The following is a 16,609-nucleotide window of genomic DNA, read 5'->3' as shown; positions in this document are numbered from 1 at the left end:
ATTTGAATTTAGAATTTTTTATTGCCAAGCGGCTGGTTACTGCCAAAGAGCATAAAATTAGTATATCTGCTCCAATAATAAAAATTGCAATTGCTGCAATTGCATTAGGGGTTATAATGATGTTGGTGGCCATAGCAACAGGCGTTGGATTAAAACATAAGATAAGGGAGAAAATAGCTGCATTTAATGGGCATATCCAGATTTACAACTACGACAATAATAATTCGGACGTATCCGTAGTCCCCGTTTCTCTAGAGCAAGAATTTTACCCAGAGTTTAAAGATATCAGTGGTATACAGCACATTCAGGGTGTGGCTACTAAAGCGGGTATAATTAGGACAGAGGAAACCTTCGAGGGGATAATTGCTAAAGGCGTGGGCAATGATTTTAATTGGGAGGTTTTTAAAGAATTTTTAATCGATGGTAGGCTACCCGATTATACAGAGGACTTAAATGATGAGGTTTTAATATCCCAGGTTTTGGCTAACAGGCTTAACTTTAAAACGGGAGATACTTTTATATCTATCTTTTTTAAGGAGGACGATGAATCTAAAATGCCCAATCAAAGAAAGTTTACTATCACAGGGATCTATGATAGTGGATTTGAAGAACTGGATGCTTCCTACATTTTTATCGATATTCGTCACATTCGCCATATGAATAAATGGGCCGATAATGAGGTGGGAAATTTTGAAATCTTTCTCGATAATTTTGATGATATGGAAATCAAAGCGAAAGAGATTTATGGGAAAACCTTGTCAGATTTAGATACCCAAACCATTCAAGGGAAATATTTTAGAATATTTGAATGGATTGGCCTCTTCGATTTAAATATCGCTATTATCATAGGGATTATGATAATAGTCGGAGGTTTTAATATGATTACTGCACTTTTGGTTTTAATCTTGGAGCGTACGCAGATGATTGGAATATTAAAAGCCTTGGGTTCCTCTAATTGGAGTATTAGAAAAATATTTCTGTACAACGCAAGTTATCTTATCGGAGTTGGTCTACTCTTGGGGAATGTTATTGGATTAGGGTTTATTGGCCTACAGTATAAGTTTAGATTGTTGAAATTCCCCAATCCCAAGGAGTATTATATAGACTATGTTCCCGTGTATATTGATGTTTGGATGGTATTGGCGTTAAATATAGGAGTCTTGTTTTTGTGTTTGTTGATGCTTTTAATTCCATCCTATGTAATCACTAAAATTTCTCCGGTAAAGGCTATTAAGTTTGAATAGACCTAATAGGTTTTCATGATATTCTCAAAGAAATGGAGCTGCAGGTGTTTTGCCCTCGCTAGAATTTAAGTGATAGTCCATCAAAATCACATCCCTTTTTTATTAAAGCAATACAGTCTGATGAAAATTCATTCTTCATTTGTTCTCGCTTAGCTACGCAACTAGTTGCAGAAATGCGAGAACTATTTATTATTTGTGATTCGGATTGCTAGTTAATTGTTGTTCCCTTAAGAATCCGTTATCTTTATATCATATGGAGTACTCGGAAAATATACTAGGAACCATAGGGAACACACCACTGATAAAATTGAACCGTATAACGGCAGATTTACCCTGCTTAGTACTCGCTAAATATGAGACTTTTAATCCCGGAAATTCTGTGAAGGACCGGATGGCACTTCAGATGATTGAGGATGCCGAAGCTTCAGGTTTATTAAAACCTGGAGGAACCATTATAGAGAGTACATCAGGAAACACAGGAATGGGACTTGCTTTGGTAGCGATTATAAAAGGGTATAAAATGGTGTGTGTTATTAGTGATAAACAGTCCAAAGAAAAGGTAGATATTCTTAGAGCCATGGGTAGTGAGGTTCATGTATGTCCTACTAACGTTGCTCCAGAAGATCCTAAAAGTTATTATTCAACCGCAAAAAGATTGGCTAAGGAAATTCCCAATTCATGGTACGTAAACCAATATGACAACCCCTCCAATTGCAAAGCCCATTACTTAAGTACGGGGCCTGAAATTTGGAGACAGACTAAGGGGAAGATTACTCATTTTGTAGTTGGGGTGGGAACAGGAGGCACCATTTCTGGAGTAGGTACCTATTTAAAAGAAAAGAATTCGGATATTAAGATTTGGGGTGTAGATACTTACGGGTCTGTTTTTAAGAAATATCATGAAACGGGTATTTTTGACGAAAAAGAAATCTATCCCTATACTACGGAAGGCATAGGTGAAGATATTTTACCAGAAAACGTCCATTTTAATATTATAGACGGGTTTACAAAGGTTACTGATAAAGATGCTGCGGTTTATACGCGGCGGTTAGCCAAGGAAGAAGCCATGTTTTTAGGTAATTCTGCTGGGGCAGCTATAAAAGGGGTATTGCAATTAGCAGATCACTTTATTAAAGATGACCTTGTGGTAGTTTTATTTCACGATCACGGAAGTAGATATGTAGGTAAAATATTTAACGATGAATGGATGAAAGAAAATGGGTTTATGGATTAGGAATTTTATAGGAGCAAAAGCCTCTATCTCAAGAATTATATACTACCACAATTACTATAACGTTAACTGTAATTGTAATAGATTTGTTTTATAAAATATAGATTAATACAAGAAAAGAACAGATGCTGAATTTAATACAAAACGGAAAAAGAGTTACTATAGACGCCGGAGAGTTGGTAGGATTTAATGTGGATGGTCATGAATATATTCACCAAAAAGGGAGTCCGGGATGGAGAAATTCGGATACGGAGATGTTTCCTATAATTGGACCTACGCAAGAAGCTAATTTTAGGGTGGAAACTGTCAAAGGAGTAGCAGTACAAGACCAACATGGTTTGCTTAGGGAGTTAAATTATAAGCTTATTCAGCAAACGGAAAATAGTGCCAGTTTTATGAAACAATATGTTACTGGCACCAAAGTGAAAAATAGTAAGTTTCCCGATAAGTCTACCGAGGAATATTTATCGTGGCCTTATAGTTTTGAATTCTTAAAATCGTATAATCTTAATGAGCGAGGTTTAACAATTCAATTTGAGATTAAAGGGGAGGAGGGCATGCCGTTTATGTTAGGATATCATCCGGCTTTTAAATTGCATACCGCTAATCCAGTAGTCATTACTGGGGAGAAAACAGTATCATTAGATCAAATATTGGAAGTGGGGAATAGAGCGCTTCCTGTTTTGGATTGTGATTCCTTAACGCTGTCCGACGGTAAGAAACTAAAGATTACGACCGAAGGGTTTGGGCATTTTATGTTGTGGACAGAGGTATCTAATATGGTATGTTTAGAACCTATCTCCTTTTATCCGTATAATGTTCAGCAGCCTCAATTACATACTGGTTTTCAGAAACTGAAAAAATCTGGGGAAGTGTTTAGAGTGACATTGGAGGTCAATAATTAATGGGAGAATTATGAAAGAGGCATTAGATCGTTATTACGGCTATCTTTTTGAAAAGGAGTTGCTCAAAGAAATTAGGGATGTTGGTATTTATAAAAAAATAGAACAAGGGGAGAAATTAATGGATATTGGTGATAATGTCCAAACAATGCCACTCTTATTACAAGGCGCTGTAAAAGTAATGCGAGAAGATGACGATGGAAACGAACTGCTTCTTTATTTTATTGAGCGAGGTGATACCTGTGCTATGACGTTTTCTTGCTGTTTTGGAGGTAAAAAGAGCGAAATAAGGGCAATGGCCGAAATGGATACCGAATTGCTGATGATTCCCGTTGAATATATGGAAAGCTGGATGGGGAAATATAAAACATGGCAGCGTTTTATATTGGATAGCTACCACTCTAGAATGATGGAATTAATGGAAACGGTAGACTCTTTGGCATTTTTAAAAATGGATGAACGCCTATTGAAGTATCTTCACGATAAAGCCAAGGTAACCCAAGATGATATTGTGTATACCACCCATCAAGAAATTGCGTATGACTTGCATACTTCTAGGGTAGTGGTATCAAGACTACTAAAGAAGATGGAAAGAGACGGGGAGATAGAACTAAACCGGAACCATATTAAAATTTTAAAACTTTAGTCCATTTTTTTCTTAAGTTTTACATGGCGAAGGATATGTTTTTTTATGAAAAGTTTCACATAAATGAAATGTGCCACCTTAAATTATATGTTGTGTTTGCCTATGCTTTGGATAAGCTGTGGGAATCCTAAAGTTGAGAAAATTAATAATCCTGAGCCTGTTAGGCAAATTCCTACTGTAGCCGCATTGCCAACAGAAATTAAATTCCCTGCCGATAATCCCAATTCCGTAGATAAGGAAGATTTAGGGAAAGTCTTATTTTATGATCCCATTCTTTCGGGAGGGATGGATGTTTCCTGTGCAAGTTGCCACCACCCTTCTACTGGATATGCAGAATTTTTAGATCTTTCTATAGGTGCTAATGGTAAGGGGTTGGGTAGTAAAAGGGTGTTTAATACGCCCAATACCATTCCCTTGATGAAACGTAACTCCCCAACTATCCTAAATACGGCTTTTAACGGAATTACCGATAAATACGAGTATGATCCTGTGAAAGCGCCCATGTTCTGGGACGATCGGGTAAAGAGCCTTGAGGACCAAGCTTTGGAACCTATAAAAACCCTGGAAGAAATGAGAGGGAATCATTTTGATAAATCCGAGATATTACAGGAAGTCACACAAAGACTTAAAAATATTCCGGAGTATAGGGATCTTTTTAATAAAGCATTTGGTGACCATGTTTCTATAGATAGCATCCATATTGCTAAAGCTATTGCTGCATTTGAAAGAACATTGATAGCCAATAATTCCCGATTTGATCAATATATGAATGGGGATTTAGATGCTATTTCTAGATCGGAAAAGGAAGGATTTGCGCTTTTTAAATCCGTTGGCTGTATCAATTGTCATAATGGTCCTATGTTCTCGGATTATAAATTACATGTTTTGGGAGTGCCAGAGAATAGCAAGTTAGATACGCCAGATAGCGGTGTGGATAGTAGTTATGCCTTTAGAACACCCACCTTGAGAAATTTAAGGTTTACAGCACCCTATGTGCACAATGGTAGTTTCCGAGACCTAAGGCAAGTGTTGGAGTTCTATGAGGATATCTCATTTGGAAAAACCAGAAACCCCAATGTATCAAAAGAAATGTTTGATCCGTTAGTAAGGGAACTACAGCTTAGTGTAAAGGATATGTCTAGAATAATTTCCTTTTTAAACACGCTGAACGATCCTGATTTTGATACAGATATTCCGGAAAAAGTACCAAGTGGACTGCCTGTAGGAGGCAATATCCACTAGTGTTATCATTACTCCCACTTAACAGTAAGAGTAATGATAATTAATAGGGATCTAATCATTTATTAGTACTTACAACTCTCTGGATCGGGCTCTAAATAGTAACTCTTATAATTTTTAGCTTTTGGATCCATACAACCTTTAAGGTTTTTAATGGATACTTTTCTAAAGTCTATGGGCTGACCTTCAGACTGTAGACCAATAAATCCCTCTTCCAGCAATTTGCCATCTATTTTTATAGCAGGATCGTACCCGTTAGCTACTCCACCACCAATTTGCGGGTTAGAATATTCTAATACTTTTTCACCATTAACAATGTGCGTCACCAAGGAACTTCCGAGAACAATAGCCTCAGCGCGAACCCATTGATCCCCGTAATAGGTGTTAGAAGTTGAATTTATACAATGGCGAGGGTCTATTTTTCCCTCGTAGACCACATCCGTGCCTGGCGAACACATATTCCCAGTAGGACGAGATTTTCCTTCCTCTAGTCCTGCTAAAAATTGCATTTCTACAGAAATGGGCCAATCTTGCTCTTTTAGGATGGTTTTTGGGTCTTGGGAATGGAACATAACTCCACTGTTCTTTATAGTATAGCCGGGAGCACCGGGATGTAACTCCCCTACAAACCTATATTCAATAACTAAGTGGTAATAAGAATATGGTGTATTGTAAAATAGGTGACCATAACGTTCATTAAAGTCGCCTTCATATTTATCATATCGCACTTTTATAATGCCATCTTCAACCCTAAAGGTATCACCATAATTGTCACCTGTCTCATAATGGTGAATCTTGGCGGTCCAGTCTTCTATGTCCTTTCCGTTAAACATATCTACCCAGCCGTCATCTTCTTGCTGAGAAACAGATTTCACAGTGCTACACTGAGTAAATAGTAAACCTAATAGACAGCAGAGTACAAGAGTGGAATATTTTCGCATTTTTAATTGATTTGAAAAATTAAGGGGACAAGATAGGAGATTTAATCTAAATATTTCCAAATGGTATGCCGTTGGTTTGTTTATCTGTGTATATATTGCTTAGGATTAAACGGAAATTGAATTGAATAAGGGTGTTTATATTCGATTTAAGTATTTAATACTAATTTTGACAAATGAGAAAATTTTTCCCTTTCTTGGATTGGCTGCCAAAATATAATAAATCATATTTTGGAAAAGATGTTGTAGCCGGACTTACAGTTGGGATAATTTTGATTCCACAAGGGATGGCTTACGCGATGATTGCAGGCTTGCCGCCCGTATATGGACTCTATGCTTCCATTTTTCCCGTGCTTATATATGCCGTTCTGGGAACTTCTAGGCAAATAGCAGTTGGGCCTGTGGCTATGGATTCGCTGCTTGTAGCAGCTGGATTAGGGACTTTGGCCATTACTGGCGTGGAAAATTATATCTTAATGGCACTTTTTCTCTCCTTTATGGTGGGACTTTTTCAATTGACTTTGGGGCTAATGAAGATGGGGTTTCTGGTGAACTTTATGTCCAAACCGGTTATCAGTGGGTTTACCTCTGCTGCTGCCCTAATTATTATTTTTAGTCAGATAAAACATTTATTGGGTGCCGACATTGCTAATAGTAATAAGTTTCATATTCTTGTTGTTAATACTATTCAAAACCTCGGTGATACTAATATCTATGATTTTAGTATTGGCCTTGTTGGAATTCTAATTATTGTATCCTTTAAGAAATGGTTTAAAAAGTTTCCAGCAATCTTAGTGGTTGTTGTGCTCAGCACCTTAGTAGTCTATTTTTTTAACCTGGAAGCCTATGATGTGCAGGTTGTGGGGCATGTGCCTGCAGGATTACCCAGTTTTCAAATGCACAATATCACCTGGGAAAAGATAACGCAGATATGGCCAATTGCACTAGCCTTGGCGTTGTTAGGGTACCTAGAGGCTATCTCTATAGGTAAAGCGTTTGAAGAGAAGAACAAAGTAGAAACCATAGACCCCAGTCAGGAACTTGTAGCCTTAGGGAGTGCTAATATGATAGGTTCTTTTTTTCAAGCTTATCCCGTAACCTCTAGTTTTTCTAGATCAGCCATTAATTTTGAAGCAGGAGCAAAAAGTACCATTGCCTCTGTGATTAGTGTAATGATGGTGATATTAACACTGCTGTTTTTAACCCCTTTGTTTTATAACTTGCCAAAAGCAGCGCTTGCTTCTATAATTATGGTTTCGGTGTTTAGGTTAATAGATTTATCTTATCCTAAGTATTTATGGAAGCAACATAAGGACGAATTTCTGGTGCTTGGACTCACCTTTTTAATAACTCTTTCAATAGGAATTGTACAGGGAATTTTAATAGGGGTATTGTTGTCCTTGTTATTATTGGTGTACAGGACTTCTAAGCCTCATTTTGTGGTTTTGGGTAAAATAAAAGGATCAGACTATTATAAGAATGTCAATCGTTTTGGTAATGAGGTAGAGGTTCGTGATGACCTATTAATAGTTAGGTTCGACTCCCAACTCTATTTTGGGAATACCGCCTATTTTAAAAGTCAGCTTTTTAAATTTATCAATGCTAAAGGTCCTAAGTTAAAAGCAGTGATTTTGAATGCAGAAGCTATTAATTATATAGATGCAAGTGCCTCTAATGTGCTTATCCAAGTTATTGGAGAAATCCATAAAAGGGATATACAATTCTTTATCGCTGGGGCAATTGGGCCAACAAGAGATATTATTTTTAGGAGTGGGATTGTCAATTCTTTGGATAAGGCATACCTTTTTGTAAAAATTAAGGAAGCCGTTGATTATTTTGATGATCCAAAAAATATCCCCGCATTACGGGAAAGAGTGGCGTACCAGAACCTAGTTGAATAATAGTGCTAATCAAGTGAAAGGAATCCATTATTTTTGCAAGGTTCGCTAAATTTTGGCTTATTAAAATTGGTGTAAACAATAGTATTTACTCTGAGTTTCGGAGTAAAAATAATTGGCTTGAAGCTTTGTAAACTTGCCTATTTGGGCAATAGTTAATGCCGATTAAATAAAATTATAAAATTGAGAGAGATGAAAATAGAACAGATATATACGGGATGTTTGTCACAAGGTGCTTACTATATAGAAAGTAAAGGGGAAGTGGCTATAATAGACCCTCTACGAGAAGTGGAGCCTTATTTGAAGCGAGCAAAAGAGGATAATGCCAAAGTGAAATATATCTTTGAAACCCATTTTCATGCCGACTTTGTAAGTGGGCATATTACCCTATCTAAGGAGACTGGTGCCCCAATTGTATTTGGTCCTTTGGCCAATCCTTCCTATGACGCTATTATAGCTGAAGACGGGCAGGAGTTTCCTTTAGGGGAAGTTACTATAAAAGTACTTCATACCCCTGGGCATACCATGGAGAGTACTACCTACCTGTTAAAAGATAAAAATGGAAAAGACCATGCTATTTTCTCTGGAGACACTTTGTTTTTGGGAGATGTAGGTAGACCAGACCTAGCGCAAAAAGCTGCAAGTATGACTCAAGAAGATCTTGCAGGAATTTTGTTCGATAGCCTTAGAAATAAAATAATGCCCTTGAATGATGAGGTAATTGTTTATCCAGCCCACGGAGCAGGATCTGCTTGTGGAAAAAATATGATGAAGGAAACCGTAGATACTTTGGGAAATCAGAAGAAAATGAATTATGCCTTAAGAGCAGATATGTCTAAGGAAGAATTTATTAAAGAAGTCACAGAAGGGCTTCTTCCTCCTCCACAGTATTTTCCTTTGAATGTAAAAATGAATAAAGAAGGTTATACAGATATCGGAGAAATTCTAGAAAAAGGAACTACTGCATTTTCACCTAAAGAGTTTGAGAAGGCGGCCAATGCCACCAATGCAATAATCTTAGATGTGCGTCATCAAAACGATTTTGTTAAAGGGCATATCCCTAGATCTATCTTTATAGGTTTAGATGGCGGATTTGCACCTTGGGTAGGGGCTTTAATAGCAGATGTGGAACAGCCTATTTTGTTGGTGACGGATGAAGGTAGAGAAGAAGAGGCTATTATCCGATTATCTAGAGTTGGTTTTGATGCAACAATCGGATACTTAAAAGGAAGTTTCTCAGCTTGGAAAGACGCAGGTATGGACTATGATACCTTAACATCTATTCCAGCAAATGAATTTAAAACCATATTGGAGGAAGAAAATGTTCCGGTTTTTGATGTAAGAAAAGAATCGGAATTTCAGGCAGAACATGTTAAGGACGCCCTAAATACGCCTTTGGATTATTTAAATCAGTACATGGCAGATTTCCCTAAAGAGGAGCCTTTCTATGTGCACTGTGCCGGAGGATATAGATCTGTTATCGCAGCATCAATCCTAAAAAGTAGGGGAATCCACAATCTTGTAGATATAGCAGGAGGATTTGCCGGGATAAAGAAGAGTGGAATACCAGTAACCGATTTTGTGTGCCCATCTACACTGTAGAAATATATTAGAAGTAGTTTTAATAAGTAGGTATGCCCAAATAGTAGACTTTATTGTATTACTATTTGGGCATATTTTTTAAATAAGATGATCTGTTTTTCAAAAATTAGATATCGATTTAAAACATTTGATTTATAGCGTTATGTTTGACCAAATGCGATAGTTTTTGTATGTTAGATTCGTTTTGGTTATAAATAGTGGCACAAGGTTAACAGATGATTTATTTTCTAGAGACTGACTTTTGTCATCAATTTGAAAACTACGAGTTGCTATTTTTGTATTTGTAAATTATAATTACTTAGATGATGATGAGATTTCTACCCTTGGTTAATTGGAATAATGGCATTGTGATGATAGCTATCTTTGCTATGGTATGTGTAGCATTAGTTGGTATAGTGCTAGTGTTTCTAAGTAGTGGCAAAAAAAAATAGTTGAAATTTTTAAAGAAATGTAGCTTAATTATACTTTTTGTATTTCCCTATATGGATACTTGTGATAGTGGTATACTTTTTTGTGGGAATTTTTTAAGGTAACCAGCAATAATTCGTTTCGTATCTAAATTCTCTTTCTTGCGTTCTAAATAGATTTCTAAGTCTTCTAAGCTAGTAATCTGTTCGCTTTTTTCTATAAAACCAAATCCCTTGTACTGACCGTCATTTATTAAAACAAAAGCCTTTTCGTTAGGTTGCCTCCCCTCTTCGGTAATTATAATATTTAGGTTCTTTTCTTTTACTTCTTTAATAGCTTCTTCTACTCTTTTATTATAAATGATATTTGTTTCTTTTTCCCTACATATCCCTTGGCAGCTGCTTATACTATAGTGAGAACAACTGAGGGTGTTTTCTTGTAAATGACAGAATTTGGGGCATAGCTTATGGGATTGGCATAGTTCTTCTAAAAAAGACCTACATTCCGTAATGTTATTGAAGGTACAAATGGGATCAGCTACCATTTTTACATTGTTGTAAGCTATGTGGGTGATGTTATTTCTGTCCTTATATGTGAAAATAGCATACTCTTTTGAGTTTCTTTTTTGGCTGATATTAAACTTGGGATAGTGTTGTTTTATGGCATCGGACTCCATTAACAGTGCTACTAATTCACTACCCGACAGTTCGTAATCTATTTGGTGTGTAGCTTTGCATAATAAATTTTCCTTATTAGATTTATTATAGAAATGGCCAAGTACTCGCTTTTTAATATTTATAGCTTTACCAATATATATTATAGCACCATTTTTGTCTCTAAAGTAATAGATGCCTGCCGAGTTGGGGAGTTTCTCAAAATCTTCTTTAGGTAGCCCAGGGGGAAGGGTAGCTTCTTGAGATCGGGAATTAAGAAAGGTTTTAAATACAGCTTCAGCTCCTTCGGTAGTTATTAATCTCTTAAATAACAATACGGTAGCATGTGCATCTCCTCTTGCTCGGTGTCTATCGGTTAAAGGAATGTTTAAGGAAGAACATAGTTTTCCCAAACTATAGGAGTTAAAGCCAGGAATTAATTTTCGGGAAAGTCTAACTGTGCAGAGTTTCTTTCGAGTATAGGTAATGCCTATATTTAGAAATTCATTTTTAATTACATTATAGTCGAAGTTTACACTATGGGCCACAAAAATAGTGTCTTGAGTCATCTCCAAAACCTTGTCTGCTATTTCCTCCCACTTTGGAGCATCTCTAACCATAGTATCATCTATTCCGGTTAAGCCCGTAATAAAATAGGGAATCTCGCATTCCGGATTAACCAAGGAGGTAAATTCGTCCACAATCTCTTTGCCATCAAAATTGAAGATAGAAATCTCCGTAATTTTATTTCCCTTAATACCGTTTCCGGTAGTTTCTATATCTATAATACTGTACATCTACTGATTCCCAATTTTTGGAGGACAATAAAGTTATGAGAAATTGATCAGATAACTGGAGTATTGTATACTAATTCTAATTGCCACTTGTGGATGTTTTCATAGAATAATAGAAATAGCACATTAATATTGAAGGTGTTTGTACTGACAATGAACTACTTTAAAATGGATAGTGCTGGTCCGTACCTCACTGGTTTCTTTTTATATATCCTTAAAGTATTATATAAGGTAACAATAATATTATAAGAATATAGCAATAGGGAAGGAGTTAACATGGTTAGTACTCCAATTCTGAAATTTGGAATTATTCCCCCTAAAATCTGTCTAGATAAAGGGAAAATCATTAAGAATGTTAATGTGTAACACAGGAACAGTAATAGTGTCCATGATATTTGAAAGTTCAGCATTGATTTCCCCAGCTCATTAACATGTTTTAATTTGTCCTTTTTAAAAATCCAGAGTATTAAAGGAATAATAATACCAAGGATTGGAAAAAATAGAAATCCAAAGGCAGATAGGCTCATTATAATTAAATAGTTTTGATCTTCCTGTATTTTCCAGTTTATTAGTTCATCAGGAGACGTGCCTAAAGCAATAGCTAATTTTTTTAAGCTATCTCCTCTAGGCGCGGTCTCATTATTCTCAATTCTTTGGATGGTTCGTAAGCTTAAGCCAGATTCTTCTGCCAAAACTTCTTGGGACATTCCTTTTTTATTTCTTAAATCTTTTACTCGTTGACCTAAATTCAAACTGTTCATCTTTATGGGTTTTCAATTCGGAGTAAATGTATACTAGATCCCCCTAATTGATAGCGTCTTTACTATGTCATTCTTACGACATTAGTGTCAAAGTCTTGGTTTAGTTATAATTCTTATCGTTTTATACAAATCTATACAAGTTAATAAACCCTAATCAGGAAAGCACCAATCTAGAAATATATCAATATTAATTGCATTCTGATGGAAGTTTTTTGTCCCTGGGATTGTTATTTTGGATAATAGCCCTTCAATTTTTGTACACTGTAAACCATGTACTCCTACAAGCTATAAAATATAAACTTAATAGGCTGTCTTATTCCAAATCTTGAATCACTTCTGTTAGAGCTTTATAAATTAGTGGGCCAGTTTCGGAGCCTAAGGAGTTGCTTTCCCCATAAGTGGCTCTTTCCCGATTATAGAGATAGGGTTTTTCTACATCCCATTGGCTTTTAGGGATAATATAACCAATTTCGTCATTAGATAGACCAAGGTAGAATTTGTATTGGTCTTTTATAAATTCTTCTATAGGTGGGACTTCTTGGGGTTCAATATCAAAATCTCTCCCTTCAGGCGCTTCAATGCCCCCAAATACAATTTCAGGATAGATTTCTCCTGGAATGCTTAGCCAAAGGCTAGGGCCAATACGGATAGCACCTACTTCGGTCCTGAGCTTAAAATATTCGGGCATGCCCATCTGAATTAGCCCAATGGCACTGGCAAGTTTAAAGGTGTTGTTTTCAACAGGAGCCAAGAGGGTCTTTGCTCTTAAGGAAATATTACTTTCTGCGATAGTGTCCCCTTTATGTTTTAGAGCCGCTAAGGATAATAAGGCAATTTGATCTCCTAATGCCTTTGTTTTCTTAAAGGTTGGTTCCAAATACTCCTCTCCTGTGTAAGGGTCTGGAATAGGCAAAGAGGGATGCGGTGCCATAAGTCCACCAATTACCCCTGTAAAATATATGGCCATTCCGCCAAGGCCTTCTTCCATTAATTGTTCGTTATGGTATACCCCATTCTCTATGGCTTCTCTTAAAAAATGAGGGAAATCTGAGCTAATTAAAAGGTTCTGGGACCAAAGCGTTTCTGGGTGGTTGGACCAATTGATTAAAGTGCCCATGGTAGTTTCGCTTTCGGCATCTAACACCTGCATAAGATGTATGCCCGTTGCTTTTACAATAGGCTCTCTAGTATCTTTTATAAATGCTCCATCCGCTCCCGAAAGGTCTTCAGCAAACACCAGTTTGGCATTACGCATATTTCCTACTGCTTCGCTAATGGCCGCTACGGTCTGTGTCTTTACATATTCCATCATTTCAGGGTTTACCCCTGTGGTAAAGATATTCTCGCCCCATATTCCAATTAGGTCATTGCTTTCATGAGTATGGGTAGAGGATATAAGCGTGTAGTCGATCCCTAGCTCCTTGGGAATTCGGTTCCGTATATCTATCACATCGCCATGCAAAAAGCCTATAGCATCCAACGATATCATAGCAATTCTTGTATTATTATCCTCTATGACCATTACTCTAGACCAAACATCGTCATGTACCCCCTGAGCAGGCTTGGCATTGCTCATGCCAGCAATCCAATAGGCATCAAACTTTCCGTTATTGTTGTTGTCGTTATAAGTGTCGCCCTCCTTCTTATTGTATTTATGATTGCCATTAGCATCGTTCCAGGTGTCTATGATGGTAGGGGTAATAGGGCGTTTCGCAAATCCTGCTCTAATGGGATTCATTGATTGGTTCTTAATTTTTAGATCAAGAGCATACCCTGGGTTTCGGTCGCGCCAATTATACATGGCTATGGAAACAGCCGCAATCATGATGAGGAGGAGAACGACTCCCGTTATTTTTAAAATTTTCTTAAGCGTCTTCATAATTCTGCTGCTTTACAAATTGGTATGGATAAGTGCATTGGCCATTTTAAAATTAAGTTCCATAAGGTAATCTCCCATGCTAGGACCGTACCATCCCATAAGAGCCGCTTCATAGGTGTCAAAATAATAGTATTTGGTAGGAATGATATAGCCTAAATATTGTCCGTTAAAACTACTTAAGACCAATTGATGATTTGCAGTTTTCATAGCATTTTTAAGGTCTAATCCATACTCACCACTTAATTCATAGGGTAGGGTAATCCAAACAAGTTGGTTTAATTTTAATCCTTGCAAAGGGATAGATGCTATTTTAGGCATCAATTGTTTCCCCAAAAAAGGAGACAACCTCAATCGGTCAGAAATCTTAAAGAACTGTAGTTTTGGAATCTCTAATTCTGTATTGATGGTTGATAACTGAAGGACTGCATGGTATTCTAATCCATGTAAAATTACTTGAGCAGAATCTGCCAAGGCTTCCCCTATATATTTGGCTTTCTCAAACTTTTCGCCTTCTCCTTTGTTAGAATGACTTCCTACTGTACCAGCAAAGAAAAGGGCATAGTCAGTTCCGTTCGCCTCTAAATGTCGCTGAAAATAACCTGGGTAATCCCCGCTGAATTCGTCATTAAATGTTCCTATCACAGTGGCATGTGCAGAATAGACTCCTATAGTTGCGCTTTTTCCTGAGTCTTGCTTAAAGGATAACACATCTAACCTGTCATTTAACCTTCCTGATTCTCCGATGATTCTATTTTTCACCAAATTAGGAACTCTAATATCCCCCGATGAAAACTGAGCGGGTTGTTTATCTGCTAAGGCTTTTTTTATAAGTGTGACTATCTTATCACTCAGCCATGCAACCATCTCTGGTTGGTATTCTCCCCCAAAACTTTCCCCAACATAACTAGGAAGGCAGTTGCCAATGCTAGAATGGGTATGGGTTGCTCCAAATAATAGTTGATCCCTTGCAATTATCCCTTTTAGTTTTTCTGCAACTGCCAATACTATAGGTTCTGGCATTAGGAGGAGGTCGGCACTAATTATAACCACTTCTTTTTGTCTCACCTCTAAAGCAATGGCCTTCGCATAAATAGAATCGTGCACTCCTTTGGCAAGCTTACCATCTCCATACCCTGCTAGTTTAATTCCGCTAAATTCTCCTTTTTCAGAATTTGGATTTTTCTCAACTATCGTGGGGGTAATATTTACTTTGGCAAAGCCGGCAAGAAGCGGACCCTTAGATTCTATCTTGTTTTTTGCTGCCACCTCCATTTTTGCAATGGTATTATGGTAATACGTCGTTTCAAAATAGGGAGTGGTATCAATAGTGGCAGTAGCAAAAAGGAATATTAAGGCTAATAATAATAGAAGCCCAACCATAATTTTCAGTGATACCTTTCCCCATTTTTTCATTATCCTTTTTATTTAAGCTTTGTAGGATCTAATTTTATGTATTGAGTTATACACTTAGCGTCTGCTTTATATCTTTATGGTAGATAGGTTTTGCTATGACCATTCTTTCTATTGTTTTATGGAAAATACTCTGTTTAAACTGAGAGCGATTAATCCTAAAACAAAATTCATCAAAGTAAGCTTGTATATGCCATTTGGTAACATGGGTCGGTATTGCTCTTAGCCAAGATTTTAATTGCATGATTATAATATGGAGTTCTTTAAAGTTTTTACCGTTGTCACTAAATTTCTGTTCAATATTGTACCGCTTTTTTAAAGGTTCGTAACCTCTCCATTTATCAGTGACGATCTGGGCCGTAGTACTGATGTGTTCCTCGAATATTGGCGTTAACGATTTTGCGGAGTAATCGTCAATGGACCTGACATAGACCCGCTTGACCTGTTGCTTTTTACTCAATTCTACTGCTATAACAGCCTTTTTCTTTTTTGAATCGTAGCTCCTTCCCTGTTTGCCCTGTTCTTTTCCGCCAACAGTAAATTCATCGACATGGATCAACTCTGACAGAGGATAGTTTTGACTACTTTTCATAGCATTTCTAACTTTTTGCATAAAATACCAAGCTGTGCCCTGTCGAATGTCAAATCGTTTTCCCATTTGTATGCTCGAAACACTCTTACTGCTTGTACTCATTTCAAATACGACACAAAATGCCTTTTGCAATCCAAATTTAACCTTATGGAACAACGTGTTGGCGGTTGAACTTTCAACATGTTGGCACCCATAACATTGATATTTGTATCCAGATTTCTCACAGCCTTTTGTATGTCCACATTTCATGCAGGTAAAGCCGTCCTGCCATTTTATTTTTGCCAAATAGGCCTTACAAGCATCGTCATCAGGTAATTCCTTTATAAAGTTCAGTATACTTTGCCCTGTAAATTGTTCCATAATGCTTAGTTTTATTGGTGACAAGATACAGCATTTAAGTGACTAACTCAAT

Annotated in this window: 13 protein-coding genes; 7 read left to right on the top strand and 6 right to left on the bottom strand. The window is 36.9% G+C overall.

Translation table 11 applies throughout. From position 1 onward, the window contains the following. The first annotated feature begins 2 nt into the window (after window positions 1-2). The 5 genes from H344_RS0111160 to H344_RS0111140 all read left to right on the top strand — a co-directional run bounded on the left by H344_RS0111160 (window position 3) and on the right by H344_RS0111140 (window position 5,265). Complete coding sequence (locus H344_RS0111160) at window positions 3-1,244, top strand: ABC transporter permease (protein WP_026810401.1); 1,242 nt, start codon at window positions 3-5, stop codon at window positions 1,242-1,244. Between the two features lie 253 nt (window positions 1,245-1,497). Next, a complete protein-coding gene (locus H344_RS0111155; protein WP_026810400.1) occupies window positions 1,498-2,478 on the top strand; it encodes a PLP-dependent cysteine synthase family protein in 981 nt (326 codons plus the stop codon). A 122-nt stretch (window positions 2,479-2,600) separates the two neighbouring features. Next, window positions 2,601-3,380, top strand: coding sequence for an aldose 1-epimerase (locus H344_RS0111150; RefSeq protein WP_026810399.1), 780 nt, complete (start codon window positions 2,601-2,603; stop codon window positions 3,378-3,380). Between the two features lie 10 nt (window positions 3,381-3,390). Beyond that, a complete protein-coding gene (locus tag H344_RS0111145) occupies window positions 3,391-4,023 on the top strand; it encodes a Crp/Fnr family transcriptional regulator (protein ID WP_026810398.1) in 633 nt (210 codons plus the stop codon). Window positions 4,024-4,086: 63 nt separating this feature from the next. Further along, entirely contained in the window at window positions 4,087-5,265 is a 1,179-nt protein-coding gene (locus tag H344_RS0111140) for a cytochrome-c peroxidase (protein ID WP_026810397.1), read from the top strand. Between the two features lie 62 nt (window positions 5,266-5,327). Here H344_RS0111140 and H344_RS0111135 read toward each other — a convergent pair whose 3' ends face one another. After that, window positions 5,328-6,203 carry a 3-keto-disaccharide hydrolase gene (locus tag H344_RS0111135; protein WP_026810396.1) on the bottom strand — a complete coding sequence of 292 codons (876 nt, stop codon included), beginning with the start codon at window positions 6,201-6,203 and terminating at the stop codon, window positions 5,328-5,330. A 173-nt stretch (window positions 6,204-6,376) separates the two neighbouring features. On the opposite strand from H344_RS0111135, the gene H344_RS0111130 reads away from it, so the two are divergent. Both H344_RS0111130 and H344_RS0111125 read left to right on the top strand, forming a co-directional pair. Beyond that, window positions 6,377-8,101, top strand: a complete 1,725-nt coding sequence (locus tag H344_RS0111130) for a SulP family inorganic anion transporter (RefSeq protein WP_026810395.1) — start codon at window positions 6,377-6,379, stop codon at window positions 8,099-8,101. 189 nt (window positions 8,102-8,290) lie between these two features. Next, window positions 8,291-9,700, top strand: a complete 1,410-nt coding sequence (locus H344_RS0111125) for an MBL fold metallo-hydrolase (protein ID WP_026810394.1) — start codon at window positions 8,291-8,293, stop codon at window positions 9,698-9,700. A gap of 478 nt (window positions 9,701-10,178) precedes the next feature. On the opposite strand, the gene H344_RS0111115 is transcribed toward H344_RS0111125, so the two are convergent. From H344_RS0111115 to H344_RS0111095, 5 genes are all read right to left on the bottom strand, one after another. Further along, entirely contained in the window at window positions 10,179-11,558 is a 1,380-nt protein-coding gene (locus H344_RS0111115; protein ID WP_026810393.1) for an exonuclease domain-containing protein, read from the bottom strand. A gap of 155 nt (window positions 11,559-11,713) precedes the next feature. Next, entirely contained in the window at window positions 11,714-12,316 is a 603-nt protein-coding gene (locus tag H344_RS0111110) for a helix-turn-helix domain-containing protein (protein WP_026810392.1), read from the bottom strand. A 313-nt stretch (window positions 12,317-12,629) separates the two neighbouring features. After that, on the bottom strand, window positions 12,630-14,195 hold the full coding sequence (locus H344_RS0111105) for a hypothetical protein (RefSeq protein ID WP_034256489.1): 1,566 nt from the start codon (window positions 14,193-14,195) through the stop codon (window positions 12,630-12,632). Between the two features lie 12 nt (window positions 14,196-14,207). Next, window positions 14,208-15,608, bottom strand: a complete 1,401-nt coding sequence (locus tag H344_RS0111100; protein ID WP_026810390.1) for a neutral/alkaline non-lysosomal ceramidase N-terminal domain-containing protein — start codon at window positions 15,606-15,608, stop codon at window positions 14,208-14,210. 46 nt (window positions 15,609-15,654) lie between these two features. Then, window positions 15,655-16,557 (bottom strand): IS1595 family transposase, encoded by a 903-nt coding sequence (locus tag H344_RS0111095; protein ID WP_026808569.1) that lies wholly within the window; start codon window positions 16,555-16,557, stop codon window positions 15,655-15,657. Window positions 16,558-16,609 lie beyond the last annotated feature (52 nt).

The organism is Arenibacter latericius DSM 15913 (assembly GCF_000424985.1).
GTDB lineage: Bacteria > Bacteroidota > Bacteroidia > Flavobacteriales > Flavobacteriaceae > Arenibacter > Arenibacter latericius.
Note: the sequence above shows the minus strand (reverse complement) of the source record. Positions and strands in the feature narration are given on the sequence as shown.

Coding starts and splice junctions, on each gene's coding strand:
- H344_RS0111155 (WP_026810400.1), top strand. CDS start 1,498: ATGGAGTACTCGGAAAATATACTAGGAACCATAGGGAACACACCACTG.
- H344_RS0111150 (WP_026810399.1), top strand. CDS start 2,601: ATGCTGAATTTAATACAAAACGGAAAAAGAGTTACTATAGACGCCGGA.
- H344_RS0111145 (WP_026810398.1), top strand. CDS start 3,391: ATGAAAGAGGCATTAGATCGTTATTACGGCTATCTTTTTGAAAAGGAG.
- H344_RS0111140 (WP_026810397.1), top strand. CDS start 4,087: ATGAAATGTGCCACCTTAAATTATATGTTGTGTTTGCCTATGCTTTGG.
- H344_RS0111135 (WP_026810396.1), bottom strand. CDS start 6,203: ATGCGAAAATATTCCACTCTTGTACTCTGCTGTCTATTAGGTTTACTA.
- H344_RS0111130 (WP_026810395.1), top strand. CDS start 6,377: ATGAGAAAATTTTTCCCTTTCTTGGATTGGCTGCCAAAATATAATAAA.
- H344_RS0111125 (WP_026810394.1), top strand. CDS start 8,291: ATGAAAATAGAACAGATATATACGGGATGTTTGTCACAAGGTGCTTAC.
- H344_RS0111115 (WP_026810393.1), bottom strand. CDS start 11,558: ATGTACAGTATTATAGATATAGAAACTACCGGAAACGGTATTAAGGGA.
- H344_RS0111110 (WP_026810392.1), bottom strand. CDS start 12,316: ATGAACAGTTTGAATTTAGGTCAACGAGTAAAAGATTTAAGAAATAAA.
- H344_RS0111105 (WP_034256489.1), bottom strand. CDS start 14,195: ATGAAGACGCTTAAGAAAATTTTAAAAATAACGGGAGTCGTTCTCCTC.
- H344_RS0111100 (WP_026810390.1), bottom strand. CDS start 15,608: ATGAAAAAATGGGGAAAGGTATCACTGAAAATTATGGTTGGGCTTCTA.
- H344_RS0111095 (WP_026808569.1), bottom strand. CDS start 16,557: ATGGAACAATTTACAGGGCAAAGTATACTGAACTTTATAAAGGAATTA.